The organism is Pseudidiomarina piscicola, assembly GCF_902806985.1.
Classification (GTDB): domain Bacteria; phylum Pseudomonadota; class Gammaproteobacteria; order Enterobacterales; family Alteromonadaceae; genus Pseudidiomarina; species Pseudidiomarina piscicola.
In genome coordinates, this window is record NZ_CADCXY010000006.1 from 18302 (window position 1) to 44654 (window position 26353).

General features: G+C 49.8%; 18 protein-coding genes. 8 read left to right on the forward strand and 10 right to left on the reverse strand.

The genetic code is table 11. The features are described from left to right. Positions 1–105 precede the first annotated feature (105 nt). Both trhO and PSI9734_RS10350 read right to left on the reverse strand, forming a co-directional pair. The gene (gene trhO / locus PSI9734_RS10345) at positions 106–1029 is read right to left on the reverse strand and encodes an oxygen-dependent tRNA uridine(34) hydroxylase TrhO (protein ID WP_173921151.1); all 924 of its coding nucleotides are present in this window, start codon (positions 1027–1029) and stop codon (positions 106–108) included. 72 nt (positions 1030–1101) lie between these two features. Beyond that, the gene (locus PSI9734_RS10350) at positions 1102–1635 is read right to left on the reverse strand and encodes a protein tyrosine phosphatase family protein (RefSeq protein ID WP_173921077.1); all 534 of its coding nucleotides are present in this window, start codon (positions 1633–1635) and stop codon (positions 1102–1104) included. A gap of 110 nt (positions 1636–1745) precedes the next feature. Here PSI9734_RS10350 and recC point away from each other — a divergent pair, with 110 nt between their 5' ends. From recC to PSI9734_RS10375, 5 genes are all read left to right on the forward strand, one after another. After that, on the forward strand, positions 1746–5183 hold the full coding sequence (recC, locus tag PSI9734_RS10355) for an exodeoxyribonuclease V subunit gamma (protein ID WP_173921078.1): 3438 nt from the start codon (positions 1746–1748) through the stop codon (positions 5181–5183). Next, complete coding sequence (recB, locus tag PSI9734_RS10360; RefSeq protein ID WP_246194920.1) at positions 5173–8862, forward strand: exodeoxyribonuclease V subunit beta; 3690 nt, start codon at positions 5173–5175, stop codon at positions 8860–8862. The genes recC and recB overlap by 11 nt, the downstream gene beginning before the upstream one ends. Next, on the forward strand, positions 8853–10778 hold the full coding sequence (recD, locus tag PSI9734_RS10365; RefSeq protein WP_173921080.1) for an exodeoxyribonuclease V subunit alpha: 1926 nt from the start codon (positions 8853–8855) through the stop codon (positions 10776–10778). The genes recB and recD overlap by 10 nt, the downstream gene beginning before the upstream one ends. Then, positions 10775–11194, forward strand: coding sequence for an alternative ribosome rescue aminoacyl-tRNA hydrolase ArfB (gene arfB / locus PSI9734_RS10370; RefSeq protein WP_173921081.1), 420 nt, complete (start codon positions 10775–10777; stop codon positions 11192–11194). Before recD ends, arfB begins: the two co-directional genes overlap by 4 nt. Before the next feature lie 72 nt (positions 11195–11266). Then, entirely contained in the window at positions 11267–13786 is a 2520-nt protein-coding gene (locus tag PSI9734_RS10375; RefSeq protein WP_173921082.1) for an acylase, read from the forward strand. Here the strand turns inward: PSI9734_RS10375 and PSI9734_RS10380 are convergent. Continuing rightward, complete coding sequence (locus tag PSI9734_RS10380) at positions 13767–14675, reverse strand: MaoC family dehydratase (RefSeq protein WP_246194910.1); 909 nt, start codon at positions 14673–14675, stop codon at positions 13767–13769. The two genes, PSI9734_RS10375 and PSI9734_RS10380, sit on opposite strands and share 20 nt — an antisense overlap. Before the next feature lie 102 nt (positions 14676–14777). On the opposite strand from PSI9734_RS10380, the gene PSI9734_RS10385 reads away from it, so the two are divergent. Beyond that, positions 14778–15851, forward strand: a complete 1074-nt coding sequence (locus tag PSI9734_RS10385; protein WP_173921083.1) for a helix-turn-helix transcriptional regulator — start codon at positions 14778–14780, stop codon at positions 15849–15851. Positions 15852–15892: 41 nt separating this feature from the next. Here the strand turns inward: PSI9734_RS10385 and PSI9734_RS10390 are convergent, their stop codons facing one another. The 5 genes from PSI9734_RS10390 to PSI9734_RS10410 all read right to left on the reverse strand — a co-directional run bounded on the left by PSI9734_RS10390 (position 15893) and on the right by PSI9734_RS10410 (position 22876). Next, positions 15893–17533, reverse strand: a complete 1641-nt coding sequence (locus tag PSI9734_RS10390) for a 2Fe-2S iron-sulfur cluster-binding protein (protein ID WP_173921084.1) — start codon at positions 17531–17533, stop codon at positions 15893–15895. Then, positions 17530–18261 (reverse strand): hypothetical protein, encoded by a 732-nt coding sequence (locus PSI9734_RS10395; protein ID WP_173921085.1) that lies wholly within the window; start codon positions 18259–18261, stop codon positions 17530–17532. The genes PSI9734_RS10390 and PSI9734_RS10395 overlap by 4 nt, the downstream gene beginning before the upstream one ends. Positions 18262–18329: 68 nt before the next feature. Then, complete coding sequence (locus PSI9734_RS10400) at positions 18330–21032, reverse strand: TonB-dependent receptor (RefSeq protein WP_173921086.1); 2703 nt, start codon at positions 21030–21032, stop codon at positions 18330–18332. A gap of 339 nt (positions 21033–21371) precedes the next feature. Beyond that, positions 21372–22415 (reverse strand): bifunctional glycosyltransferase family 2/GtrA family protein, encoded by a 1044-nt coding sequence (locus tag PSI9734_RS10405; protein WP_173921087.1) that lies wholly within the window; start codon positions 22413–22415, stop codon positions 21372–21374. Between the two features lie 155 nt (positions 22416–22570). Beyond that, on the reverse strand, positions 22571–22876 hold the full coding sequence (locus tag PSI9734_RS10410; RefSeq protein WP_173921088.1) for a hypothetical protein: 306 nt from the start codon (positions 22874–22876) through the stop codon (positions 22571–22573). Positions 22877–23086: 210 nt separating this feature from the next. Between PSI9734_RS10410 and PSI9734_RS10415 the strand changes: the two genes are divergently transcribed. After that, positions 23087–23626: a WYL domain-containing protein gene (locus PSI9734_RS10415; protein ID WP_173921089.1), complete on the forward strand. Its 540-nt coding sequence runs from the start codon at positions 23087–23089 to the stop codon at positions 23624–23626. Here the strand turns inward: PSI9734_RS10415 and PSI9734_RS10420 are convergent. Then, positions 23598–24098 carry a methylated-DNA--[protein]-cysteine S-methyltransferase gene (locus PSI9734_RS10420; RefSeq protein ID WP_173921090.1) on the reverse strand — a complete coding sequence of 167 codons (501 nt, stop codon included), beginning with the start codon at positions 24096–24098 and terminating at the stop codon, positions 23598–23600. The two genes, PSI9734_RS10415 and PSI9734_RS10420, sit on opposite strands and share 29 nt — an antisense overlap. A 48-nt stretch (positions 24099–24146) precedes the next feature. Between PSI9734_RS10420 and PSI9734_RS10425 the strand changes: the two genes are divergently transcribed. Continuing rightward, on the forward strand, positions 24147–25358 hold the full coding sequence (locus PSI9734_RS10425; protein WP_173921091.1) for an Nramp family divalent metal transporter: 1212 nt from the start codon (positions 24147–24149) through the stop codon (positions 25356–25358). A gap of 1 nt (position 25359) precedes the next feature. Here the strand turns inward: PSI9734_RS10425 and PSI9734_RS10430 are convergent, their stop codons facing one another. After that, entirely contained in the window at positions 25360–26337 is a 978-nt protein-coding gene (locus PSI9734_RS10430) for a hypothetical protein (RefSeq protein ID WP_173921092.1), read from the reverse strand. Positions 26338–26353 lie beyond the last annotated feature (16 nt).

A 26353-nucleotide genomic window follows, 5' to 3' on the forward strand; every position in this document is an offset into this window, starting at 1 on the left:
TAAAGTCTCCTTGCTTGTTGCTAAATTTCTAGCTTCTACAACTAGATATGACTCCAAGTATAGACGCTTTCAAGGGCAACAGATAAAAGAAACAAACGATTAAGCTTATCGGTTTTGCTCGGATTTACCGTCACGGATATGTTTTTCACCGCGTTGTTTGGCGAGCTGGATTTGTTTCTCGCGTTCGGCGAAACGCTCTTTCTGCTCAGTTGAGGTACTAGCGTAACAATGTGGGCAGCTAACCCCTTTTTGATAATGCTCTGATTGTTTTTCTGCTTCCGTAATTGGCATGCGACAGGCGTAGCACTGGTCGTAATCACCTTGTTGAAGGCCATGACGCACCGTAACGCGCTGGTCAAACACAAAGCAGTCGCCATTCCAACTGGTGTCTGACTCTGGCACTTCTTCTAAGTATTTTAAAATACCGCCTTTAAGGTGATAGACGTCATCAAAGCCTAACGACTTCAAATACGCCGTCGACTTTTCACAACGGATGCCACCGGTACAGAACATCGCTACTTTCTTATGTTGTTCTGGGTCTAAATGGTCTTTTACGTACTGCGGGAAATCGCGGAAGCTTTCCGTTTTCGGATTCACTGCACCTTCGAAGGTGCCCACGGCATATTCATAGTCGTTACGGGTGTCGATGAGCAGAACTTCGGGATCACGAATAAGATCGTTCCAGTCTTTAGCTTCAACGTAAGTACCCACGACATTTTTCGGGTCTACCCAGTCGATACCCATAGTAACAATCTCGGTCTTTAGTTTAACCTTCGTGCGGTAAAATGCCTGCGTGTCACTAGGAGATTCTTTGTGCTCAATATCAGCAAATTCATCGCGAGCGCGGATAAATGCTAATACCTTGTCGATACCTTCACGGGTACCACAAATAGTACCGTTAATACCTTCGCGAGCGAGGAGTAGGGTGCCTTTAACCTCATTTTCCAGCATGCAATCGTATAGCGGCTGGCGAAATGATTCAAAAGCATTGAATTCGACGAACTTATAAAGTGCGGCGCAAATATACATCATATTTTCCTTTTTTGGCGATTCGGATCGCAAATCCGAGGTCAAAATTTGCGCGCGCAGTTTAACATATTTTTAGTCGTTGAGTAGTTCTTCAACAGCACCACGCAAACTTGTCATGCCATAGCGTTCACCTACGCTTAAGGCCTGTTCAACATCGGCACCTTTATACCAAGCCTCGCGCAAAGCCATCATGGCACCCACGCGGTTACTGCTAGCGCAATGCATAAAAATGGTTTTGTCTTCGTTGAGCCATAAGGTCTGATGAAACAGTTTGACGTTCTCTTCAGTTAAGCCTGCCGCCCCAGCAATCGGAATATGATAGTAGGCAAGGTGGTTATCGGTGGCCCATTCAGCTTCGTGAATATCATTCATTTCAGCTTGGCTACGCAAATTAATCACCATGTCGACACCGCTGTCAGCCAGCAGTGCAAGTTCATGTTTTTTTGGCTGGCCACCGGCAAGGTGCTTCGGTGCAGGGTGTGAAAAATTATAAATTGATTGTACTTGCTCGCTGACAACCACAGAATCGCTAGAGGTAGGCTGCGTTGCGCAACCAGCAACACCCATAACAACAAGTGATAAGAAAACTAATAGTCGTTTTTGCATCTGTTAAGCCCCTTAGTTTTGTTTCGCGCGACGCTAAATGTCGTACTGACTTGCTAGCCTAGCTGTGCATGATTGGGTAGGATGAACTTCATGCATGGAGAGGATAGCAAATGAGTGAACAAAGCGCAGGATTAATCGTCGCCCACGGCCATAGGTTAGAGGATCTAACTCAGTTGGTTGTACGGCTCACAGGGATTGCACCTCTCACCCCACTCGAGAGCGAGTGCGTACTGGTGCAATCGAACGGCATTGCACAGTGGTTAAAGCTACATTTGGCTGAGGCTACCGGTATCGCTGCGATGCTCGATGTTACTCTGCCAGCGCGGTTCCAGTGGCAAGCCTACCGAGCGGTGTTGGGAACCAACCTACCGCGCCATTCACCCTTCGACAAAGACCGTTTAACCTGGCGCTTGATGCGGGTACTACCTAACTACCTTGGGCAGCCCGAATTCCAAGCGCTACAGAGCTATATGCAAGACGACATTGAACAGCGCAAGCTCTATCAGCTTTGCGAACGTTTGGCCGATCTCTTCGACCAGTATCAAATGTATCGTGCCGACTGGCTCGCGGACTGGGCAACTGGCGGCAATGTGCAGGCTGACGACGAAAATGCTTGGCAGCCAATACTTTGGCGAGCCTTGTTAAGTGATGTCGGGCAGCAAGGCTGGAATAACCGGGCTGAGTTACATCGACGCTTTGTCGAGGCAGCCAAGCAATTAACGCCGCAACAGCGACCCGCCGGGCTACCACCACGTATTATCGTGTTTGGCATCTCGAGTTTGCCACAGCAGATGATTGAAGTTTTACATGCCTTGTCGTCGTGTTGCCAAGTGATTTTATGTGTGCACAACCCGTGCAAGCATTTTTGGATGGACAGTATCGACGGCCGCGACCTATTTAAAGAAATCAAACGCAAACGTCAACATCGCAAACCAGGCCAAGCTGAGTTAGATATCACCAACCTACACAGCGAGACACACCCACTATTAGCCTCTTGGGGTAAACAAGGCGGTGACTACATCGGTATGCTGGACCGGTTTGACGCCACGGCCGACAAAGCGGCCGACTTCCAAAGTTTGAATTTTGATTTATTTGACGAAACCTTACCAGCATCAGCCTCTCAGCTTAGTCAATTGCAAAGTGATGTGTTGCACCTTCGAAGTGTCGAAGAGGCGCGCAGCCAGTGGGCTGACATCTCGGCGGATAGCTCGGTTCAGTTTGTCAGCTGTCATAGCCCGCAGCGCGAAGTGGAAGTGCTGCACGACCAACTGCTACATCTATTTGCGAATCATAAAAATTTAAAACCCAGCGATATCATTGTGATGGTGCCCGACGTTGATGGCTATGCACCTCATATCAATGCGGTGTTTGGTCAGTATCCGCGTGATGATCAACGTTATATTCCGTTCACTATTGCCGATCAGGGCATGCGGCATCGACACCCGGTGTTAGTGGCCTTAGAGTATGTGCTGACACTGAATTTGCATCGTGCTACGGCAAGTGAAGTGTTAGACCTTCTACAAGTTGAGGCCATACAGCAGCGTTTTGCCCTTACCCAGCAAGATGTCGCACAATTGCAAATCTGGTTACATGAAGCCGGTGTGCGTTGGGGCTTACATGAGCAGCATCGTCAAGCGCTTGGTTTGCCAGCTGCCGAGGGACGTAACTCGTGGTGGTTTGGCTTGCGTCGCATGCTGCTTGGTTATGCGTTGGGCGAGCAAAACGAAAGTTATTCGGCGTGGCAAAACGATGAGCCTTACCCTGAAGTCGGTGGCCTTGCAGCAAATGCAGCTGGAGCATTACAGCAGCTTGTGCGAGTACTTGATCAAGCGTTTGCACTGACGACTGAAGCGCTGTCACCAGGCCAATGGAGTGAGCACTTACAAGCACTCATGAGTAAGCTATTCGTAGCAAAGGATGACGCCGATGAATTGCTGTTAAGTCGATTAAGTAAACAGCTTGAAGCCTGGGTCGCAGCGACTGAAGCGGCGGACTTCAATGAACCTGTGCCGTTGACAGTGGTCGTTGAAAGCTGGCTTTCTCGGGTCGATGAGCATCAGCTCAACCAACGGTTCTTAGCAGGTAGTGTCAATTTCGCAACCTTAATGCCGATGCGTGCGATTCCGTTTAAAGGGGTCTTTTTACTGGGAATGAACGATGGCGATTATCCGCGTCAGCGTAAGCCTTTTGACTTTGATTTGATGGCGCATGACAGCCGGCCAGGTGACCGCTCGCGCCGTGAAGATGATCGGTACCTTTTCCTTGAAGCTATGTTATCTGCGCGGCAATGGTTGTATCTAAGTTGGTGCGGTCGCAGCATCAAAGATAATACTGAAAAGCCACCGTCGGTACTTGTCAGCCAATTGCGCGAGCATTTGCAGCAACTTGGGGTCAGTGTGCCGGTGCAGCAACACTATTTACAGCCCTTTAATAAAGCCTACTTTACCCAGCAACACAGCGGAGAAGGCTATTTCACCTACGCTCAAGACTGGTATCGCTTACACCATGAGAAATTTAGCGCGCAAGCCCAGTATCAACCGCTTGAGGCATGGTTACCTGAGGCGCCGGTTAACCTTCAGCAGCTACATCATTTTTATAAAGAGCCGGCGCGTTGGTTGATGAACCTGAGGTTTCAGTCGTACTTGCCAACCCCGCGCGCCGACAGTAATGACGAAGAATTATTTGCGCTTGATGGGCTGACGCGTTGGCAATTAATTGATGCGATGAATCAGCCGCTAATGGATGCCGCAAATGACGGTGACGACGATGAGCAGTGGCAGCAATGGTTGGTTAATTATGGCGCACGGTTGCAGCGCGAAGGACGCATCGGTGTAGGTGCGGGCGGTGAAACGCAAAAACAGCAGTTAGAAATTTCCGGGCGCCGGTTATGGTCGCGAGTGCAAGAACTCTGTGTAAAGTACCCACAGCCGCTACCACCGCTTTTAGTGCAGGCGGGCGCGCAGTTGAAAGTTGCCGATAGCTTTAATGGCCTACGTAAAAATACCGCCGGTAAGCGCATACGGCTTAAGCTTACAGCGAGTCGCGTGACAGAAAAAAATGGCTCACCGCGCTTTGTGAAGCTTAGCCAAACATGGCTTGAACACTTGCTGTTGAACACTGCGGCGAGTACTGCGACCTACGTGGTTTCGGAAGAAAAGACTTGGTGTCTTCCCGAGCTCACTGGTGAAGATGCGAAATATCACATCGAGCAGTTACTAGTTTGTGCTGAGCAAGGTCTACGTGAACCCTTGCCCGTGCATTTAGAGCTCGTGTTAGCCGGCTGGCATAAAAATTTCGGTAAGAAAATAGCGGCCTTTATTGAGGGGGGTGAGTACGATTTTCTTAATGAGGCAGCCAAAAGTCGCTACGACGAGAATAATCCGCAGCAACATTTAACGGCTCTGCGTGTCGAGGCCCGTTATATGAGCCGGTTCTTTCCTGACTTTGCGGCCTTAATGCCGCACCAAGAATGTGCCACTGCGCTTGCGGAAAAGCTATATCTGCCGCTTATTAGCGCCTTCAAGGAGGATGATAGTGATGCCGAATGAGCCTGCACAGCCACTTGTACCACTACAGTTTCCGCTGCGTAATAGCCATTTGATTGAGGCCAGTGCCGGAACGGGTAAAACCTATACCATTGCGGCACTTTATTTACGTTTAGTGCTCGGTCACGATCCCGACGATACTGGCCAGCAGCATGCCGGTGAACGTATGAAATCACCTCGAGACATCTTGGTGGTGACCTTTACCGAAGCAGCGACTGAAGAGCTAAGAGACCGAATTCGTCAGCGGCTAACCGAAGCGGCTCGCTATTTTCGTGAAGAAACGAGCCAAGTTGACGGTTTTTTACAGCAATTGCGAGGCGACTATGCTGCCGAGTCATGGCCATTGCAAGCACGGCTGCTTGACCTGGCTGCGCAGCAAATGGACGAAGCCGCAGTTTCCACGATTCATGGCTGGTGTAACAGTATGCTCAGCGAGCATGCGTTTGCCAGTGGTAGCTTATTTACCCAAACCTTAAATGCAGATAACAGTGACTTACGTTTACAAGCTGCACAGGACTACTGGCGTCATTTTATTGCCTCGACGGCTGAACAAGATGTCACAGCTTACGAAATAATCACCGGGACATTTGCCAGCCCCGAAGCCATTGTAAAGCGCTGTAAAGAGGTAATACACCGTCCGCACCTGGCAGACTCGAACCTTGATAGCGTTTACACTTCTGTTAGCGCTAAGCAGGCGTTTCGAGAACGCTTTCACCAGCCTGAACTATGGCAAGCCAAGCTGGCAAACTTTCGTAACAGCGTGATGCCTAAAGTCGGAAATAAAGCTTATTTCGATGGGCGTAAGCTAAGAAGGGATTATATAGAGACGTGGCTAGCCGCGATTGACGACTGGCTTGATGAATTGACTGTGGCTGGCGCACATGCAGCCTTGACACCGGATCTCAGTTCAAGTGCGCAACTACGCCTGACCCCAACTGGTATGGAAGAGGCGGCAAAATACACGCTCGATGCCGATGAGTTAGCATTTTTGAACCTGCTGGACGAAATGTGGCAAGCTCACGCAGCATTACCAGACCCGGCGGCCGACCTACTAATGCATGCTGCTCACTGGACTCAGGAGCGGTTCCGCGAACTACAGCAGCAACGTGCTGAAATAGGCTTCGATGATATGCTGACACGACTGCGTGATGCGCTACGTGGTGATAACGGCACGCAGTTAGCCAATAAATTGCGCGAACAATTTCCAATTGCCATGATCGATGAGTTTCAGGATACCGACCCGGTGCAATATGAAATCTTCGATAGGGTTTACTCTATTGCTGATACCGGAGACGAGCAAGGGATCTTCTTGATCGGTGATCCTAAACAAGCGATCTATTCATTCCGAAGTGCCGACATCTATACCTACTTATCGGCACGGCGCGCAACCGCAGGTCGTCATCACACTCTAGGTACTAACTTTCGTTCGACACAAGCGATGGTAGACGCCGCCAACCAACTTTTTTTGCAAGCAGAAGAATCACCCAGCGGTGCCTTCTTATTTAAGCAGGGCGATGAAAATCCACTTCCGTTTTTACCCGTGAAGGCGAACGACTTAGCAAGTGATTTTGTCTGTGACGGGCAACAACCAGCCGCTATTGAGTTTGATCATGTGCCAAGCGACAGCGGGGGGAATAACCCCGATCTTGACCGTGCGCTCGCAGCCGGTTTCGCGGAGCGCATTGTGCAGCTATTGAACAACCCCAGTGCTGGTTTTAAAGACCGCTCAACTGGCGAGTTCCAGCCGCTGCAGCCAAAGCATATTGCGGTGTTAGTAACCAGTGGAAATCAGGCCAACTGGATCCGCCAAGCGTTTCGTCAGCGTGGGCTGGGAAGTGTCTATCTTTCTGAGCGTGAGTCGGTGTTTACCGGCAAGCAAGCCATGGACGTGTATACCTTGCTTGAAGCTTGCGCGAATCCTCGAGATCCGAGCCGTATTAGAGGTGTTTTAGGCTGTGAGCTACTCGGTTTGGAATTACAGGAAGTTGCTGAAATAACCGATCAAGAGTTGCGCTGGGATAGCTTTGCGGAGCAATTTGCCAACTATCATGCACTATGGCTAAAACAAGGGGTTTTGGCCATGCTGCAACGCGTGTTGCACGACTTTAACGTGCCTGCACGGCTCCTGGCCGGACCGAACGGCGAGCGTGAACTCACCGATGTATTGCATATTGCCGAGCTGCTACAGCAACAAGCGCAACTGGTCGAAGGTCACCATGGTTTGCTGCGCTTTATGATTGAGCATATTGAGCAGGCGAACGACGAAAATAACAGCGCCAGTAATGCTGAACTGCAAGTGCGTTTGGAAAGTGATGCTGAGCTGATTCAAGTGGTAACCATCCATAAGTCTAAAGGTCTGCAATACCCACTTGTATTTTTACCCTTTGTGATGCGTGGTCGACAAGACAAGGTAACCTTCCCCCATCGTTACCACGATGACCAAGGCCGCTTAAATGTAGCCTTAAATGACGACGACAAAGAGGTCGTCGAAAAAATTCGCAACGAGTTGTTTGCCGAGGAAGTGCGAAAACTTTATGTTGCCGTGACCCGCGCCCAATACGCGACCTTTATTGGCATCGCCGACTATAAAACCCGCGCAAATACGGCGTTAAATTATCTATTTTCTAGTGCCAAAGACGAGTCTGAGCAAAATCACCAAAAGCCAAGCTTAGACGAATTTGCCCTTACTGGAATCAGTCACAGTTATGAGCTTCCAAGTGCGACCCACTGCACGGCTTATGTATCGAGTGAAACGAAACCTAATCAGTTTGATGTTTGTAAAATGCCAACTGAGCACCGGTTTGAGCCGTGGTGGGTGGCAAGCTATAGCGCGCTGCGTTATGGCGAGTGGGTGGCCAGTGATGATGCTGAAGGCGGTAATATTGTTGAGGGCTTACATGAGGACCAAACCGAGACTATCGAACAGCCCGCAGTAAATACCATTCATAGCTTTCCCCGCGGTGCGACACCAGGTACTTTTTTGCATAATTTACTTGAAGATGCTGGCAACGAGGGCTTTGCCGAACTGATTCAGGAACCCGACAGTTTCGCTGCTTGGGTTGCCGAGCGAACCCAGTTAGCGCCGTGGGCTGACTACCAGCATGTGCTGCAGCAATGGCTAAGTGAGTACTTGCAAACCGAGTTCGTATTAGATGATAAAGAGCAAGCACGCTGCCGGTTAAGTGACTTGAAACTATATCAACCCGAGCCAGAGTTTTGGTTCCCTGCACGCCACGTCGATGCCGAGCAGCTCGATCTGTTAGTGCGCAGTCATGTGTTGCCCGAATATGGTCGACCACGGGTTCTACAAACCACCCTCAATGGCATGCTCAAAGGTTTTATTGATTTGGTGTTTGAATGGCAAGGTAAGTACTACGTTGCTGACTACAAATCGAATTACCTAGGCGCCAATGATGCGGCTTATTTGCCAGCAAAAATGCGCGCCAAAATTCTTGAAAGTCGTTATGACATGCAATTTGTCATTTACACCCTAGCACTGCATAAGTTACTGCAGTCGCGTTTGGCTGATTACGATTACGACACACATGTAGGCGGTGCCGTGTATCTCTTTTTGCGAGGGCATCAAGCCCCCTCTGGTGGTGCTTTCTGCCATCGACCGAGTCGCCAGTTAATCGAAGAACTTGAGCAGCTTTTTGCCCACGAGGAGCCAGTATGCAATTGATGACGAGTTTACGTGGCTGGCATGAGCAAGGTTGGATACGCGCCCTTGACCTAAGCTTCGCTGAATATCTATATGAGAAGTTGGGCGCTAAAGCTGAGGCGACAGCGGTACTAGGGGCTTTGGTAAGTCATCAGTTGGCGCAAGGGCACCCGTGCCTCGACTTAAAGCAGTTGCAGATAGCGCCTGACGTGACCTTGCAACTGCCTCCGGAACACGCTTCTGCCAGTAGTTTACATGCCTGCATTTCGCCGCAACAATTGCTCAGTGAGTTAGGTGACGAGAGCTTTAGCCAACTGGCACAATCACGAGCGGTTAATCAGCCGAATTCGCCATTGGTTCTGCATGCTAACCAGCGTTTATATTTACGCCGTTACTGGAATTACGAGCAGCAGATTATCGCTGATCTGGGTACTCGGATGGCCCAAGACGCCCCTATTCACACCCGCGAACTGTGTGCCACCTTAGACACTTTATTTGGCAAGAATGAAGCTATAAGTTGGCAGCGCTTAGCCTGTGCTATGGCGGTTAAAAGTGGTTTTACGGTGATCACCGGCGGGCCGGGCACAGGCAAAACGTATACGGTTGTAAGGCTATTGGCGACGCTGCAACAACACCGAGATGAAACCGAGCCACTTCGCATTAAACTCGCAGCGCCGACGGGCAAAGCAGCAAAGCGCATGGAAGACTCAATTAATGAAGAGCTAAAACAACTTCCCGCTGAGTATCGTGACAACTTAACGGCAAACCAAGCGGTCACCTTACACCGATTGCTGGGAACGCAAGCTCGCAGCCGCGCTTTTCGCCATAATGCCAGCAATCCATTACTTGCCGATGTGGTCATTATCGATGAAGCGTCAATGGTCGATATCGAGATGATGGCCGCAGTGACAGCGGCTTTGCCGGTGTCGGCGAAGTTAATTTTGCTGGGCGATAAAGACCAACTGGCATCGGTTGAGGCTGGCGCGGTTTTGGGACAACTCTGTAACGAAGCCGAGCAGGGGCATTATGCACCGGATATGGCGCAGTGGTTGAATGCAACACAAGGCGATCGAGTCGTCCTTGACGATGCTTTGATAGATCCTCAAGGAGCCAGCCAGTGGCCGTATCTGCAGCACACAGTAATGTTGCGAGAAAGTCGACGCTTTAAAGCCGACGAGGGTATCGGCAAATTAGCCACCGAAATAAACCGCCAGCAAACTGCATGGCTAGGTGAGTGGATTCAGCAGTCGGAAGCGATGGCCCTCGCGGACCCCAAAATGGCCAATATTGAATTGTTAAACACCCAAAGTAGTGCGTCCGGCGCACTGAAGCAATTGGTTCAGCAAGGTTATGCGCCCCTACAGAAACTGTTGCACGATGGCCCGCAGGCCTTCAATGATGTAACTGAGTGGGGGGATGCTCTGCTGCATCAGTTAGAGCAGTTTCAACTGCTGACCGCGGTTCGGCTAGGGGACTGGGGCATGCGACGTATCAATGAGCTTGCCACGTTATGGCTGCACGGCGATAGAGTCACAAGCGACCAATGGTTTATTGGGCGGCCCGTAATGGTGACCCATAATGATTACAGCTTAGACTTGCGTAATGGTGATATTGGCCTTGTAGTACAGCTTGACCCAACTGACCCTCCACGGGTCCTGTTTCGCGGTCATAAACAAGGAAGCCTACGCTGGCTGCTACCGTCGCGGCTGACTCACGTGGAAACCGCCTTCGCGATGACAATTCATAAATCACAAGGCTCTGAATTTACCCATACCGTAGTGGTGGTTCCCGAGTATGACGCACCTATTTTAACCAAAGAGCTGCTTTATACCGGTATCACTCGAGCGCGTGAACGGTTAACCTTAGTGGCTGCGAACCCTAAGCTGGTGTTGCAAGCAACCCAGCGACGTATTCATCGAGGTGGTGGTTTAACATGAGTGGTATCCAAATATCTCAGCGCGTGATTTTGCCTGAGCATGAAATAGAATGGCAGTTTATTCGTTCAAGTGGCGCCGGTGGGCAAAACGTAAATAAAGTCGCCACCGCCGCACAATTAATTTTTGATATTCGGTCATCGTCATTACCCGACGTCTATAAACAGCGACTGTTAGCTAGAAGTGATCACCGCATTACCGCAAGCGGCAAAATAATTATAAAAAGCCAAACCACGCGTAGTCAGGCGCATAACCGTGAATTGGCGCTTGAACAATTCATTGAGTTGGTGGCCAGTGCCGGAAAAGTGCCAAAACGCCGCATCGCAACAAGGCCCACTAAAGCGAGCAAACGACGTCGTATTGAAAAGAAGAAAAAGCGCAGTGACACTAAGAGTTTGCGACAAAAGCCATTGGTCTAGTCTTACTTGCAGCTGTGCCATTGAGCAGCCATAATCGAAACGCTTAAAACAAAAAAACAACAGGTATTTAAAATGGCAGAACAGCTTAAAACACGATTATGGCTACCGGTACTTGCAACCGCATGTGCAATGGCTCTGGCGGGCTGCGGTAGCGACTCTGACCCCGTCGAAGAAGATGTGGTCACCCCCTCAGAACCCACAGGGCTGGTTGCTTTTGCAGCTGACGGTCAAGTAAAAGCAGATATCACTTGGACCGACTACGGTGTTCCGTATATCACCGCCGACAACCTCGAAAGCCTAGGCTATGGTGTAGGCTTCGCGTTCGCCCGTGATAACATTTGTATTCTTGCCGATCAGGTGGTGAAGTTTAATTCTGAACGGGCGCGCTACTTTGGCCCTGATCGTGTTCCAGGAAGCGGTGATTCCGACAACATTTTAAATGATTTCGGTTATTTAGCGCTTGGTATTCGCGACAATGCAGAGCAAGGTTTCAGCCAAATTAGTGAGCGCGCGCAAGCTTTGATCACCGGCTATGCTGCTGGCTACAACCGTTACCTAGCCGATACCGGAGTTGATAACATTGCCCCCGAATGTGCCGGCCAACCATGGGTTAAGCCGATCACGCCGATCGACGTAATGACCTACGCCCAAGGGGTTGCGCTACTGCCTGGTGCGGCAAACTTCACGGGCCCCTTGTTCTTGGCAAATCCACCGCAGCAAAACAGTGGTGCCACTAACAAAGAAACAGGTGAAACCATGTCAGTGAATACCATCGCTGCCATGCATAGTGACATTCCGGACACCAACCCTACTGAATCAGGTTCGAACGGCTGGGCGTTGGGTAGTGATATGAGTGCGTCTGGACAAGGAATGCTCATTGCCAACCCACATTTTCCGCACACCGGTAACCAACGGTTTTGGCAATTTGGAATCGAGATCCCTGACGAGTTAAAAGTGGTCGGTGGCTCTTTGTCGGGCATGCCGGGAATTATCAATATTGGGTTTAACGAGAACGTGGCGTGGACACATACCTTTTCAACGGCATCGCGTTTCACTGTGCATCGCTTGACCCTTGATGAGAACGACGCTGAAGGTAAAACTTACCTGTTAGACGGTGAGTCGGTACCAATGACTCGCAAATTTCACGAAATCGAAGTGGCCACAGGCCCGAACTCATTCATGACCTTACAGCGTTCAAGCTATCATAGCGAGTTTGGCCCAGTCATCGTTATTCCAAATGCACTCCCTTGGGGGACTGATCCAGTAACCGGTCAACAAGTCGCTTATGCGCTGCATGATGCAAACTTGCCTAACTATGATTTATTTGACCATTGGTTGGGGATGAACCTTGCGGATAGCATCGAAAGCTATAAGCAGACTTTTGTCGATTACACAGGGACGGTATTTAACAATGCCATGGCGGTGGATAAAGACGGTAACGCGTTCTTTACCGATGGTTCTTCGGTACCAAACATTGTACCTGAAGCTTTAGCCGCATGGTCGCAAAATGCGCTCTATCAAGGGCTCTCGCAACAAGCTGGCTTGTTTATTTTCCCCGGTGATGACAGCCTATACTTACCTCAAGGCACCGTACCTTTTGCCCAAGCGCCTCAGCTTGAGCGCAGCGACTTCGTGCAAAACTCGAATAACAGTTACTGGCTAACGAACCCGGCAACACCGATTACTGGCGTTTCGCCATTGTGGGGGCCGGTTGGTGATCAACAATCGTTCCGTTCACGCTTGGGCCAAAAAATGCTAGCCGAAGGTGGTTCAGTGGATGGCAAATTTACGCGTGCTGACTTGGTTGACCGCTTGATTGGTAATCGCACATGGCTTGCTGAAGAAGTGTTAGACGACCTTGTTGCACAGTGCCAGGCTCAAGGCTCAACACCGGTAATGACTGCAGGTGGTAGCAGTGTTGATATCTCCAGTGGTTGCGCGGCACTAGCGCAGTTTGACGGGCGCATGAACCTCGGTAGTGTAGGTGCAATGATGTTCCGTGAGTTTGCGACGGAATTCAGCCGTGATCCACAGTGGCAAGTGGCATTTGACCCAGCTCAACCGGTAACGACCCCGAATACCTTAGCGGCCAATAATCGTGTGTTGCAGCAGTTGGCAACAGCACAAGAGCGTATTGAGAGTGCCAACCTTTCCGTGGCAGCCACATTATCAGACGTGCAATTCGTTGAACGTAGCTTGCCTGACGGTACACCGTCTGGTGTTCGTCTGCCTTGGGGTGGTGCAAACAATATTGAAGGCGGCTTTAACGTTTTCCGTGCCAATAATGGTAAAGATGGAACCTTGTTGCCGCGTCATATCTATCCAACGCTGCCAGGTTCAGACCTAAGTGCAGTAGCCGGAGGCTACCCTATTACTTACGGTTCTAGCTGGATGTTTGCGATGGAGTTTACTGCGCAAGGGCCGGTTGCCGAAGGGTTGCTAACCTACTCGCAGGCTTCCAATAGTGACTCTGATCACTATCTGGACCAAACGTTACTCTATTCGTCAGCGCCACAACTGCGACCGCTTCATTTTAACAATGATGATGTTGCCAGTGTTGCGGCAGAACAAATTACTCTGACTGAAGAGTAAAGCTTCCTTCAAGGCGCTGCAGGTGATCCTCAGCGCCACAAATTTGATAGTGTCCGCTGCTATTATCGGCTGCTGGCTTCTGCCATAAGGTGATCGCAGCCGGTAATGGTACTGGACGCTTGAAACTCACATCGATGCGCTGTACCGGCTTTTGGTAGGCGCGTTCGAGTTCAGCTTGTGCTCGCCCAGCCATATACATGCCATGAATGATAGGTTTTTCAAATCCAAACCAACGTGACACCAATGGGTGCAGGTGAATCGGGTTGAAGTCGCCAGAGAGACGCGCATAAGCACGACCTGCAGGTGCTTCAAGTTGCCAAAGTTGTAGCTGCTGCCAGTCTTCGCCCAGCGCATTACCTACTTTGCTATCGCGTGACTTGTTCGGTTTTGTCGCCTGTTTTGGCATGACCTGATACTGACTAACACAGGTAACGACTTTTGTATCTTGCTGCCAGAACTCGACGGTAAATAGCGGGCGCAGACGCCTCGGCGAAACTTTGGGGCCCCGCGCTGGAAGCTTGATTTGGGCGCGGATCAGAAACTCTTGACCTAAAGCAATAGGTGCATGCAGCTCCAATTCATTACTCACATGTACCAGCCCTGGGGCCGGCCATGGGAAGGCTTCATCGAGCATTTGCGCAAGATGTACACGTTGCGCAAGGCAGTACATCAGCGTCAGTGGAACGTCACTGACAAAGCCGCCAAACGCGTCTTTATAACGGCCAACCTGAGCTTGCGTCAGGGCTGGCGCTTTGTAGTCGTTATCGACAGTGGTTGCCGCTGCCTCTGCTTGATCGTTACGCGCTACAGTGAACAGCGAACGAAAAAACATGCCTGGCAGTTTCGGTAAAGCTGATGGATGCGACATGATCCCCTGCGAGTCCTGCATAATAATTCCTTACGTGAGATGCGCCAACTATAACATAATTTTGACTTTTATGGCTATTCGTCAGTAGCATCGGTGTACTACTAGTATACATGGAATAAAGCTATGGAAGGACAAACCACTGCGGGCGCATCGTTAACGATTCGGTGTATCTACATGCTGCTAGCGCTTTATGAGCGGCCGAGAACCGTTGACGAACTGCTTGATTACCTTGCGGACAAGCAGCTACCTAAGGTTTCGAAACGTTCTCTGCAGCGAAATCTGGAAGACCTTGAGGGCTACTTTGGGCTTTATCGGCGCGAGCGTCATGCGCTCAATAGTCCAGATACTTGGGCATTGGCGCAGCCTGAGTTTGAGCGCTTACTTGAATTAGAGGATCCAGTTGCGCTTGCTCTGGTGATCGCACAGCAGCAACTCGAAGAGCTGGGGCCAGTGTCGGTATTTGCGCCAGTAACCAGCCTATTTGAACGCGCACGCGAGCAGCTCGCGGCCCGAACTAGCACCGCCTCAAAGTGGCTTGAGCGTGTCGCTGTGGGGGCTTCGTCACACCGTTTAATTGGTCCTGACCTCAACGAGGAGCAGGCGCAAAGGCTGCTAGAAGTTGCTCTTAAACAAGTTGCGGTAAGGCTTCATTACCATCCGCATCAAGGCGACCCCGCGGAAGTACTTCGCGCCACAGCACTCGCTGTTTTTTATCGCGGCGCTGTAGCGTACTTGGTGATTCGTGATCATGAGAATGACCGATTACGTCAACTGCCGTTTTCACGCATTAGTGAGGTGAGAGAAGTCATTACCGAAGCGCCACGGGTGCATGACTTTAACTTAGCGGAGTACCGCGCAAGTGGCGCCCTAGCGTTCAAATATGGTGAACCTTTTTGGCTTGAAGCCATTGTGTTTAATTCGGTGCGACGAGAAATTGAAGATGCGCCATTAGGCGAAGGTCAGGAATTGTTTGAACTGCCCGAGCAGCCCAGTTGTCGCTTATTAAAGGTAAAAGTCCCTTACACCTTGAACCTTATCCAATGGTTATTAGCGCGGGCGGCTTATATTAAAGTTATTTCACCGGTACCATTTCGCGAAAAGTTGCGAGAAGAGTTAAAGCGAGCTCTTGCGAACTTTGAGGGCGAGACCTTACAGGTGCCCAAAAAACGCAACTTTGGTGATGCGCAAGAGTCATAAAAAAAGCGCTTGGCGTATCCATACCAAGCGCTTATCTTTAGTTAGATACCAAAGTCATCAAATCTGATTTGATCGCGAGGTACCTTTGCTGCCGCGAGCATAGCCATGGTTGCCTTCAGCATAGGCGGCGGGCCACACACGTAAATATCGAGGTTGGCAGCGTTTTGCGACTGCAACCATTTCTCCACGACCTGGTGTACAAACCCTGTCTCCCCCTGCCATTGCTCTTCCGCTGAAGCTTCAGACAGAACCGGGGTGTAATTGATTCCAGTATGCTGCTCGAATTCATCGCGATAACATAACTCACTGCGATGGCGCGCTCCGTAGAAAAACACACAGTCACGCGGTGATTCAGCGGTTTGCTCTGTTTGCAACAAGGCACGAAGTGGCGCAATACCAGCGCCGCCGCCAATAAACAATTGGGTTCGCGCGTTCGCATCAGTTAGCAGGAAGTCACCGAATGGGCCAATGGCCTCAATCGTATCAGCAATGGCTAATTGGCAGAGATAGCTTGAACCGATACCTGGAGGCACGCCTTCGCTTGGCGACGGCATTTGCCGCACAGTGAACACCAACTGCTGTGGGTTTGGCCGCGTTGCAACCGAGTAATGACGCGTCAATACCTGTTCTTGATGAGGTATACGGAACTGTAAGAATTGCCCAGCAGCGTAGTCAATGGCACGCTCGCTTGAGAAAGTTAGTTCGACAATGGAAGGCGTCAACTGGCGCTTGGCCGCTAACGTGAGCTCTACCGTAGCTACGTCGTTATTGGGTAACTCGACTTTCACACTGTCGTTGACGCGATGTTGGCACGATAACCTCAAGCCAGCCTTTATTTCCGCAGGGCTAAGCATGGCCTTCTCGGCGGCCGTAGGCTGCGGCAACTGATCGCCATGCAGGGTTACTTTGCACAAACCACAGGTTCCACCACCGCCGCAGCTGCTGGCGACAGGTTGCTGAGTATTTTGCAAATGCTCAAGTAAGGTTGGCTTGCGGCGCGGGTTAAAATCGCCTTGGGCAATATTACGCCCGAGCAAAATCAAACCTGACAACGAAAACCATAGCGCTAATAGCCCCGCACTCCATATCAGCAAGTGGTTAAAGCTTCGCTCGCCACTGTAATCCATAAAGTGAAGCTTGAAGGCCCAATCAGCGATGGTCCAGGGTGTGTTGCGATGCTCTACGACCTGTCCGGAGGCTGCATCGACATAGATACGGGTGTTAAGGTCGTCCGCCATATCGACGCGAAAGCCTTTGGCATCCCAACCGACCACTTCGTCACTGCCGGTGACTGCCGCGATGCTTTCGAAAGAGCCGGGCCCACTGTAGCTTGCAAGGGCAATCTCTTGCGCTAATGTGGCATCAGTGCGCCAAACTTGGCCTGATGTTGCGTCTAAATAGAGGGTTTTATCTGCGAGCGTGACAATGTATTGCCCAACCCCCATCACACTGGCAAGCTCAATGGATTTGGCTTGCGGATAGTTGGCGTAAACCGTTTCGATGCCGACGGTGGTTTCGGTGTCGGTCAACATAGCAGGGTGTTGATGCTCTAGGTACTGATGCCCAGACATACCGTGGTGTCCGGTAAAGGCAAAAAATAAACCACTGGACAACCATAACAGCACCTGTACGACCAAAATGAGGCTCACCCAACGGTGCAACCATTGCATAAAGCGCATCATTGCTCACCTCCGGGCTTTTTCTTTTTAAAACTAATGGTGTAAACCAAGAGTACGGCGCCGGTAATCATCAGAATGAAGGTGCCAATAATAAAGGCTTTGAGCCACCAGGTTTCGATATCGACCCGTTCGCTATAGTCCATGATGTGAGTCATCCAGACAATATCAAAGCCACGCCAGAAAGTGTGTCGCTTAACGAGCATTTCACCAGTAGTTTCAGATAAATACAGACTAGTGTTGCCGAAGTCATCGTAATTCACCTGCCAAATCGGCAACAAAGCCGGGTTCAGCTCCGTTGGCGGATTGTCTGTCAGATAAACGACTGACTCAATCGTCGGCTCTTCAAGCGCATAGTAGCGATTTGCTAGCTCGCGAATATGAGACTCTTGTAGGGTGATGGGGACTAAGGTTTCCGCGTTAATGAGCGCTTGGCCTTGGTGGCCATCAAGCTTATAGACAGCGGTTAACTGTTGGTCAAGCCAACGTGTTTCAAGCGCAATAGTTTGACTGTGCGGATACTGTTGCAATACCTCGGTTAAGGGGGCTGCGTTGGTACCTGCGGGAACTGGAGCTGAAATATCCTGGACCAGATGGTCACCATGGATAAAATCGAGCTGGAAAAACACCATGTAGGCGCCACTGATGGTCCAAATAACCATTTGTACGCCGAAAATTAATGACAGCCAGCGGTGCCATATTCGCCATTGACTGGAACGCTGATGTTGCGCCATGTCTTACCTCGGAATTAATTTGAAAAAGCTGCCGCTCGGTGGGTGAGCGGCAGCAGTAGTGCAGACTATCAGAAACTATAACGAACTTTTAGATACAACTGACGACCCAGCAGATCGTAGGTCATGGTGTCAGTATTTGCATCAGTCCAGCTCTGAATGAACGGCGGTTCCTTGTCGAGCAGGTTATTGACGCCCGCTGTAACACTGAGGTTCGTGTTCATGAAGTACGTACCTTGCACATTATGATAGAACACGCTTGGTGCTTGGTCGCCGATATCACCAGGTGAGGCATTGATGTCATCTGCACCACCGATATATTGCACGCTGTAGTGAACACGCCAGTCGTCACGCGCAAAGGTCGCGTTGGCATTAGAGCGCCAGTTAGTGTAGCTACCGCGACCGCCAGTAATGTAGCCGGCGTACTCGATTTCAGCAGCTCCAGCAAATGGTGCGAAAGTGTACTCGTCCAGATAGCTTACGTTCCAGCTAAAGTCGCTTGCCCAACCCGCAATTTCCGTTTTATAGAATAATGCGGCATCAATACCAGAGACATTTTCTGTTGCTGCGTTTGTCGGTTGTGCTGACAAATAGTTAATGTCACCGGTGAGTGAGTCACGGGTAAAGTGTTCGGCACTACAGAACTGATGCGATAGGTTGTCAGAGTTGTAGCAAACCGAAAGCTTGGTCGATCCTGGAATGCGCTGGATGGCGTTCTCAATATCGATATTGTAATAGTCGACTGTCAGTTGCAGGTTCTCAACGAAGTTGACATCCCAAACCACACCAGCGGTGAAAGTATCTGCATCTTCAGGTTTTAAGTCTGGGTTACCGCCCACTGTGGTCAGCACGGTTGCGCCGAATTGCGTATAACCCGCAGGTAAGCCGTCGGCTTGGCAGTTTGCCGCAACAGTAGGGTTTGCACCTGGTTGGTCCCATCCATCACATGGATCTGTGGTGGTTAAGTTACCTTCCGCCACGCCACCGAATAGCTCCGGAATGTTAGGAATACGGAATGCGGTTGATTTCGTTGCACGTAATTTTAAAGCATCAGACACCTGCCAGTGAAGGCTCGCTTTGTAGTTACCATCGCTTCCGAAGGTATCATAGTCGCTGTAACGATAGGCTAAATCTAGGCTTAGAGATTTTGCGAAGTCTTCGTCAGCAAGGATTGGTAAAGATGTTTCGGCGTACACTTCGTTAACGGTATAGCTACCTTCAATCGGGTCGGCTTGGTTGGTGTTCATAATGCCTGCAGCGATTGAGGAGTCAGGATGACGCCAGCCTTTTTCTTTCCGGTGTTCTACGCCAAACGCTACCGGGACCCAGCCTGCAGGGAGATCAAACAGGTCCCCGGTAATGTTTGCCGTAAGTGAACGTTGCTCGTTGCCGCCATTATCAGTGGTGCGGAACATGATGTGGTCCAGCGCTTCTTGCGACAGATCGCCGTAGCCAAGCAGGTCAATACATGGGATACCATTAGAACCACAAGTATCGGCGTCTAGCCCTTGACCAAGTCGCTGCATGTTCACAATGTTCGTCATACCATCAATGGCGGTATTGCGACCGTAATTGTAAGCGACTTCCCAGTTCCAGCCGTCACCAATAAAACCACTTGCGCCAACAACTGTACGGAAGGTGTTGACGTCTTGGAAGAATATACGTGGTCCACCTTCCAGTAAGCGGCGACCGTCTAAACGAATGGCCTCACCAGTTGGATTGGTCGGGTGGTCAGCGGCAAATTCAATACCGCGCACGGTGCCAGGGGTGGCAAGCTGCTCGGAAGTACGGTTATTAAAAAGAAATTCGGTAAATACCGTAGTATCAGCAGAGAGTTGATAATCAGCAAAGGCTGACACGTTCCAGTTGGTAATTGGGTTAACGGCATTTAGATAGGGGAAAAATGCAAAGTTATGCTTAGCGCTATCATAGCTTTCGTAAGAGTCACCATCCCCGTTAGGGTCTTGGTTAAAGTTGATACGGTCGCCTGCGTTGGGCCCAGATAAGATCGTCGCACGTCCACCAATGGTGCTTGAGCTACCGAAGCAGTCGAGTTGACCTGGAGTACTTTCAGCCAATGCACAGCCAGCCTGGTCGGCCATGTTAATTTCATCAGAAGAGCGATAGCCGACAGTTGCCATGATGCGGCCTTTGTCGCTGCTCGTGCCGATGATCATATTGACGCTGCGATCTTGTCCTTCGCCTTCGTCTGTTGAGCCAACACGACCTTCAATGGTGAAACCGTCGAAGCTTTTTTTGGTGATGATATTAACCACGCCCGCGACCGCATCGGCACCGTAAATGGCTGAAGCGCCGTCTTTCAAAACTTCCATGCGTTGAATCATTTCAACGGGAATCATGTTCAAGTCAACAGAGCTGTTGGCACCGGTACCGCCATTCACGATACGACGACCGTTAAGCAATACCAAGGTACGATTTATACCTAAGCCTCGAAGGTTAACCTGAGCTGTACCGTAGCCATTGCCGGTCCAATACGCATTACTTTGGTTACCAGCAAAGCCAGCAGAAGCCGACATTTTTTGAAGAATCATAGAGACTGAAGTCATACCTGAAACTTCAATATCTTCAGCCGTAAAAACCTGAACTGGTGCAGCGCTTTCGGCTTCGGCGCGTTTAATGCGCGAGCCGGTTACGGTAATTCGCTCTGCTGCCGCTTCGGCTTCAGCTTCACCTGATTGCGCGAACGCTGATGGAGCGCCCAAAAAGCTTGCTGAAACACCAATTGCGACGGTGGAGAGTAGTAATTTCTTCATCTTGTCACCCTGCATATTTATCATAGTTATAGTTTATGTATTCGTTTCCGAATTGCGTTTCCGAGTGTACTCGAATAACTTGTTTATACAACTCTTACAATAGAAGTTTTTTTTCCGGAGTAAAGGCATAAGGAAATGAAAGTTGTATAAGGAAAGCACGATATCTAGGGCTTTGCAGGGGTTGTATAGTCAAGGGGCTGCCATTCCAAAACGCGTCAAACAGTTAGTGTGGCGCGATAAAATGACTAATGTTGAGCGATAAAAAAAAGTTGTAGAAAAACAAAGAAACCCTTTAAAGGTGCATCATAAATATGTCTTATAAACGCAAGATAATGCATCTCAAGCAGGGTTCTTATCATGAAAAACCAGCTTCTTTTGTAGTCGGTAGCTGAGCAAGAAAACAATCACTTCCGCGCCAGGTTTGCCGATAAAAGGTGAGACGCCGAGCAGGAGTAAGCCTTTGGTCAGTAGGTAGTTAATACCTACGAGCGTCGCTGCGAGCAAGCTATAGTGGGTGGCATCGCGGGCTAAAGAACCGCCACGACCGAACACCCACTGCCGGTTCATACTGAAATTAAAAACACCGGAGCAAAGCCGAGCGACTGCGATGGCTGCCAGTATTTCTCCGGTGAAGCCATAAATTAGTGCAAATAAGCCATAGTCGAGCCCCGCGGATGCAATGCCGACACCTGAGAACTTTAAAAACTTACTGTAGATTTTAATTGAGTCTTGTAAGGGCTTAAAGTGGCTACTTTTGTTGCCCTTTTCGTACACAGTGGTGATGCTTTTATTGCGAAAATCTAATTGGTTGCGCTTGGCAATGATCAGCATGTCGAGTTCAAACTCGTACCTATTGCTTGGTGTGTCGATTAACTCAGGTAACAGTGACGCAGGTACGCCCCGCAAACCGGTTTGCGTGTCTGGAATGTTGATTCGCAACCCCAAACGAAAGGTATAACGGGCAAACGTGTTGCCAAACCATGAGCGAAACGGAATATCTTTGGCGCTAAAGTCACGGCAGCCTAACCATAAAGCTTCAGGCTCTGTGATGAAAGCTTGTGCGAGGGCAAGAATATCTTTCGGTAAATGTTGACCGTCAGCGTCTGCGGTAATGGCACCGCACTGTGGGCCAACATGTTTTTGTATCCAACTAAACCCACTTTTTAATGCCGCACCTTTGCCTTGGTTGTGCTCATGGTGCAAAACCTCGACGTTAGGGAGCGCTTGAAGTTCGGTAAATAGCGAGCGCGAGTCACTGCCATCGTTTACGACAACAATTTGCTGATCATTCGTGGTTTGCTCGCGCAGAGTTTGCACCAATTGCGTAAGACGATGATCTGGATTATATGCGGGTATAACGATAGCAGGCTGGCAGTTGGCCAAAATTTCCTCTCTAAGCAATTCAAATACCGGTAAATACCATGATAACAAAGGCTATAAACAGTAAGACAGAATATATCACGGCACACAAGAAAAAATTTTTGAATTGTGAGAAGAAAACTGAAAATAAGTGTGGTTATTAAAAAGCCGGTCGAGGGCTAGCGGTTATTTCCGTTATCGCCATTATCGCCGTTATCTTTTTTCTTTTTGTCCTTATCTTTGGTGTCTTTCTCTTTATCTTCAGTGTTCGATTTCAATGCCGCCCTTTGTGCTTCGCGCTCAGCTTTCATTGCTTCGTGTTCAGCTTTCATCTTCGCGCGCAGATCTTCTTTACGCTGTTCGGCTTTGTCTTTGGAATCTTCAGCTTGCTGTTGGCCTTGGGTAGCGTTTTGGCTTTGCGCTGAAGCAGCCAGCGGCATCAGCAGCGCGATACCAAAAATTAATAGGGTGATTAAACGGTTCATAGGACCTCCTGATCGCTCATACATGTGCAGAGTAAAACATCATCTATGGGTCGATTGTACGCCAGAACGAAGACTTTTGCTTATTAATTCGACAAGCTGGGGGTAAGTTTGCGACTATTTTACAAAATTAACACGCTGCGACATAGCATGTCGCATTGGGAGTATAGTCTTTCACAAAGCCGAAACTGAATTAAGAAAGGGAGTTCAGTAATGCAAACGGTTTTACGCTACCTGTTAATGCTGCGGCATGTACCAAAGCAGCCACAAAAAATTGATGTTAACACCTTACGCGAGCGACTTGCTGAACACGGTGTTGATGTGAGTATTCGCACTATACAGCGCAACCTCGTTGAGCTTTCTGAAGTGTTTCCGTTGACCACTGATGAGCGCTGCAAGCCTTATGGCTGGAGTCTGTTGCCCGACACGCCACTGTTGCCGCTAATTTCCTCTACTCAAATGCAACGTATTGCGGAAGCTCGCGATGCCGCATTGGCCGGCCCCGCTACCATCGAATTACGTTGTGTGGCTGAGATAAAAGAGCAACTTGAGGCCTTCCCACTCAACGATAGCCAGCAGCTTAGAACCGAAGGCGATAGCTTAAGGCTCACGGCGCAGGCGGAACTAACCGATGAGTTGATCGTGTGGTTGCTAAGTTACGGAGGGCAAGTTGAGGTTTTAGCGCCAACGGAGCTTAGAACCAAAGTGGCCGAGCAAGCAGCTCTCATGTATCGCTATTACCGAAGTTCATAGCAAACTGTGGTGGCCAACATCCCTCCAACCGTAATAACTTTTCTTTTTTATCCAAGCCCCCAGCATAGCCTGTTAAGGTTCTATTAACGCCGATGACACGATGGCAGGGAATGATGATGCCAATGGGATTCTTGCTGTTTGCCATTCCCACGGCTCGCACTCCTTTAGGATTACCGATAGTGTTGGCAATGTCGCCATAGCTTACCAATTTGCCATAGGGGATGGCTTCTAAGCTTCGCCAAACTTTACGTTGAAATTCTGTGCCTTGCGGCCGTAACGGTAGTTTAAAGTGCTCACGATGGCCGGCGAAGTAGTCGCTAAGCTGCTGTACCGCTTCATTCAACACGTTGCATTCGCGGGCAGTGTTCAAGTTAGGTTGGCCGAACGCCACACGCGTGATTGCTTCACCGTCGCTATCGATAGTGACCGTGCCTAATTGAGTTTCGATACTTGCTTGATAAATTGTGTTCATGGTATTGATTTAGCACACCCAGCCAGTGATAGCCAGAGAGTAACACTTATGTTTAGTAAGCTTAAAAATCTTAGCTTTGGTCCTGCGACCCTTGTCGCGGCAGCCTTTATTGGTCCAGGAACTGTAGTGACCGCAAGCCTCGCGGGCGCCAACTTCGGTTATGCATTGCTGTGGGCTTTGGTTTTCTCAGTTATTGCCACCATGATTTTGCAAGAAATGGCCGCGCGGTTGGGGGTGGTAACCCAACAGGGGTTAGGTGAGGCGATCCGTTCTCAGTTGCAAAACCCTTTTATAAAATGGTTCTCTATTGCGCTTGTGCTAGGTGCAGTGGTGATCGGTAATAGTGTCTACCAAGGAGGAAACTTAAGCGGTGCAAGCCTTGGTATGGCAGGTGTTATTGGTGAACATGCTGCTTGGTTACCCTTGGTGTTAGGAATGCTAGCGGCGGGGCTGTTATGGAATGGTAGTTATCGTTTATTAGAGCGGGTGTTGATTGGTTTGGTGTTGATTATGAGCCTAGCCTTTGTCGCGACCTTTTTAATTGCGCAGCCCGATTGGTCGGCGTTCTTTAGAGGTATGTTGGTGCCGAGCTTACCTGTGGGATCATTACTGACGGTGGTCGCTTTGATTGGCACCACGGTGGTGCCCTATAACCTATTCTTGCATGCCGCTAGTTCAGCTCAGAAATGGCAAAGTGCCGAGCAGTTGCCGCAAGCTCGTGGCGATTTGCTGGTATCGATTCCGTTGGGCGGCTTAATTTCAATTGCGATTGTGTCTACTGCGGCGGCGGCATTTTTTGGTCAGGCGGTGAGCCTCGAAGGAGCTGCCGACTTAAGCGAGTCATTGCGACCACTGGCCGGTGATGGTGCCACATGGTTAATGGCCATCGGTCTGTTTGCGGCCGGCTTATCGTCGTCTCTTACGGCCCCGTTAGCCTCAGCTTATGCACTGAGCGGTATTCTTGGTTACGGTGGTGACTTACGTAGTTTGCCGTTTCGCCTAACTTGGCTGGCAATTATCGGTATCGGTGTTTGTATTGCGTCGCTGGGTCTAAAGCCCGTCAGCGTTATTTGGTTTGCACAGGTTGCGAATGGCTTATTGTTACCGATTATGGCGTTATTTTTAGTTTGGGCCTGTAACCACAAAATGATGGGTAACTATCGTAATTCGCTAAAACAAAACCTGCTGGCGGCTGTCGTGGTGCTGGTGGCTATTGGTTTAGGCTTACGCAGTATTGGCGCGGCGCTTCAATGGTGGTGAGTTAGCTACCAAACTGTAATTCAAGCTCGAGGCCCACTAACCAACGTGGTTGTCGGCGTTCGGCTTGGGTTTCACGAGGCCAATGAAGGCCAACCCAAGTTTCAAGGTAGAACCAGTCTTTTAGTAGGCGAGAGCGATGCAAAGCGCGTAAGCCATAGTCTTGCATTGGCACATCGTGACTTGTTTCACCGTACCACCATAACTCGGCGCCGATAGCGCGTTCATGATGATAGATATAGTAAAGCTTCTCCGAGGCATGCCAGCGTAACCCCTGGGTTCGTTCGGCGACGGTGCCACGAACCCAGAACTTATTAAACCAACGTTCGCTTAGGGCGAAGTCGTGCTCAATGGTTTGTGCGACACCAAAACCATCACTATCACGCCAAAATCCGACGGTTTGTAGGTGGATCTCGCTGCGTTCATTGATAATTCCTTCGTAACGGTAGCGGCTGCGAACGTACGGATCTAGCTTAAGACCACCACGAAAGCCGGCCCCAAACGATAAGCTATGATTTGCATGAACAACGGGGTCGAATCCTAAGCCTATCATCCATTCTTCATCCGCTTCGCTACGTTGGATAACGGTGGGCCGAGTTGTCTGCTGGTCGTTGATAAAATCGTCAAAGTCGCCACGTCCGATAATTGCCGAAATTTTTCGTTCGGCGTGCGGTAAAATAACTTTTGCGCGAAAGCTAGAGTCGATTTTAAAGCCTCCATATTCGTCCCATTCTGGGCGAACCGTTAGGCTACCTTTGGCGTTGTTGTAATCGGCAGGGTCGATGGATTCAGTAAAAAAGGAGTCTAACCAAGCGGCGGTTGAACCGACAGTGGTTTGTAAGCCCGAGCGAATGTCTTCGAGCAGCTCTTCAGAGTCATCCTGCTCGCTTTGTTGCGCGGCAATACTCGGACTCACGCCCAGCACGAACAACGCAAACGTAAGCCACTTCAAAAGTTGGTATAAGCACAACTGACAGCGCATGACGCAAACTCCTTAT

Bases quoted from the DNA above. Each gene is read 5' to 3' on its own strand.
- PSI9734_RS10395 (WP_173921085.1), bottom strand. From the start codon at position 18,261: ATGGCGCAACATCAGCGTTCCAGTCAATGGCGAATATGGCACCGCTGG.
- PSI9734_RS10390 (WP_173921084.1), bottom strand. From the start codon at position 17,533: ATGATGCGCTTTATGCAATGGTTGCACCGTTGGGTGAGCCTCATTTTG.
- PSI9734_RS10400 (WP_173921086.1), bottom strand. From the start codon at position 21,032: ATGAAGAAATTACTACTCTCCACCGTCGCAATTGGTGTTTCAGCAAGC.
- PSI9734_RS10430 (WP_173921092.1), bottom strand. From the start codon at position 26,337: ATGCGCTGTCAGTTGTGCTTATACCAACTTTTGAAGTGGCTTACGTTT.
- PSI9734_RS10380 (WP_246194910.1), bottom strand. From the start codon at position 14,675: ATGCAGGACTCGCAGGGGATCATGTCGCATCCATCAGCTTTACCGAAA.
- PSI9734_RS10350 (WP_173921077.1), bottom strand. From the start codon at position 1,635: ATGCAAAAACGACTATTAGTTTTCTTATCACTTGTTGTTATGGGTGTT.
- PSI9734_RS10375 (WP_173921082.1), top strand. From the start codon at position 11,267: ATGGCAGAACAGCTTAAAACACGATTATGGCTACCGGTACTTGCAACC.
- PSI9734_RS10420 (WP_173921090.1), bottom strand. From the start codon at position 24,098: ATGAACACAATTTATCAAGCAAGTATCGAAACTCAATTAGGCACGGTC.
- PSI9734_RS10385 (WP_173921083.1), top strand. From the start codon at position 14,778: ATGGAAGGACAAACCACTGCGGGCGCATCGTTAACGATTCGGTGTATC.
- arfB (WP_173921081.1), top strand. From the start codon at position 10,775: ATGAGTGGTATCCAAATATCTCAGCGCGTGATTTTGCCTGAGCATGAA.
- recD (WP_173921080.1), top strand. From the start codon at position 8,853: ATGCAATTGATGACGAGTTTACGTGGCTGGCATGAGCAAGGTTGGATA.
- recC (WP_173921078.1), top strand. From the start codon at position 1,746: ATGAGTGAACAAAGCGCAGGATTAATCGTCGCCCACGGCCATAGGTTA.
- PSI9734_RS10415 (WP_173921089.1), top strand. From the start codon at position 23,087: ATGCAAACGGTTTTACGCTACCTGTTAATGCTGCGGCATGTACCAAAG.
- PSI9734_RS10410 (WP_173921088.1), bottom strand. From the start codon at position 22,876: ATGAACCGTTTAATCACCCTATTAATTTTTGGTATCGCGCTGCTGATG.
- recB (WP_246194920.1), top strand. From the start codon at position 5,173: ATGCCGAATGAGCCTGCACAGCCACTTGTACCACTACAGTTTCCGCTG.
- trhO (WP_173921151.1), bottom strand. From the start codon at position 1,029: ATGTATATTTGCGCCGCACTTTATAAGTTCGTCGAATTCAATGCTTTT.
- PSI9734_RS10425 (WP_173921091.1), top strand. From the start codon at position 24,147: ATGTTTAGTAAGCTTAAAAATCTTAGCTTTGGTCCTGCGACCCTTGTC.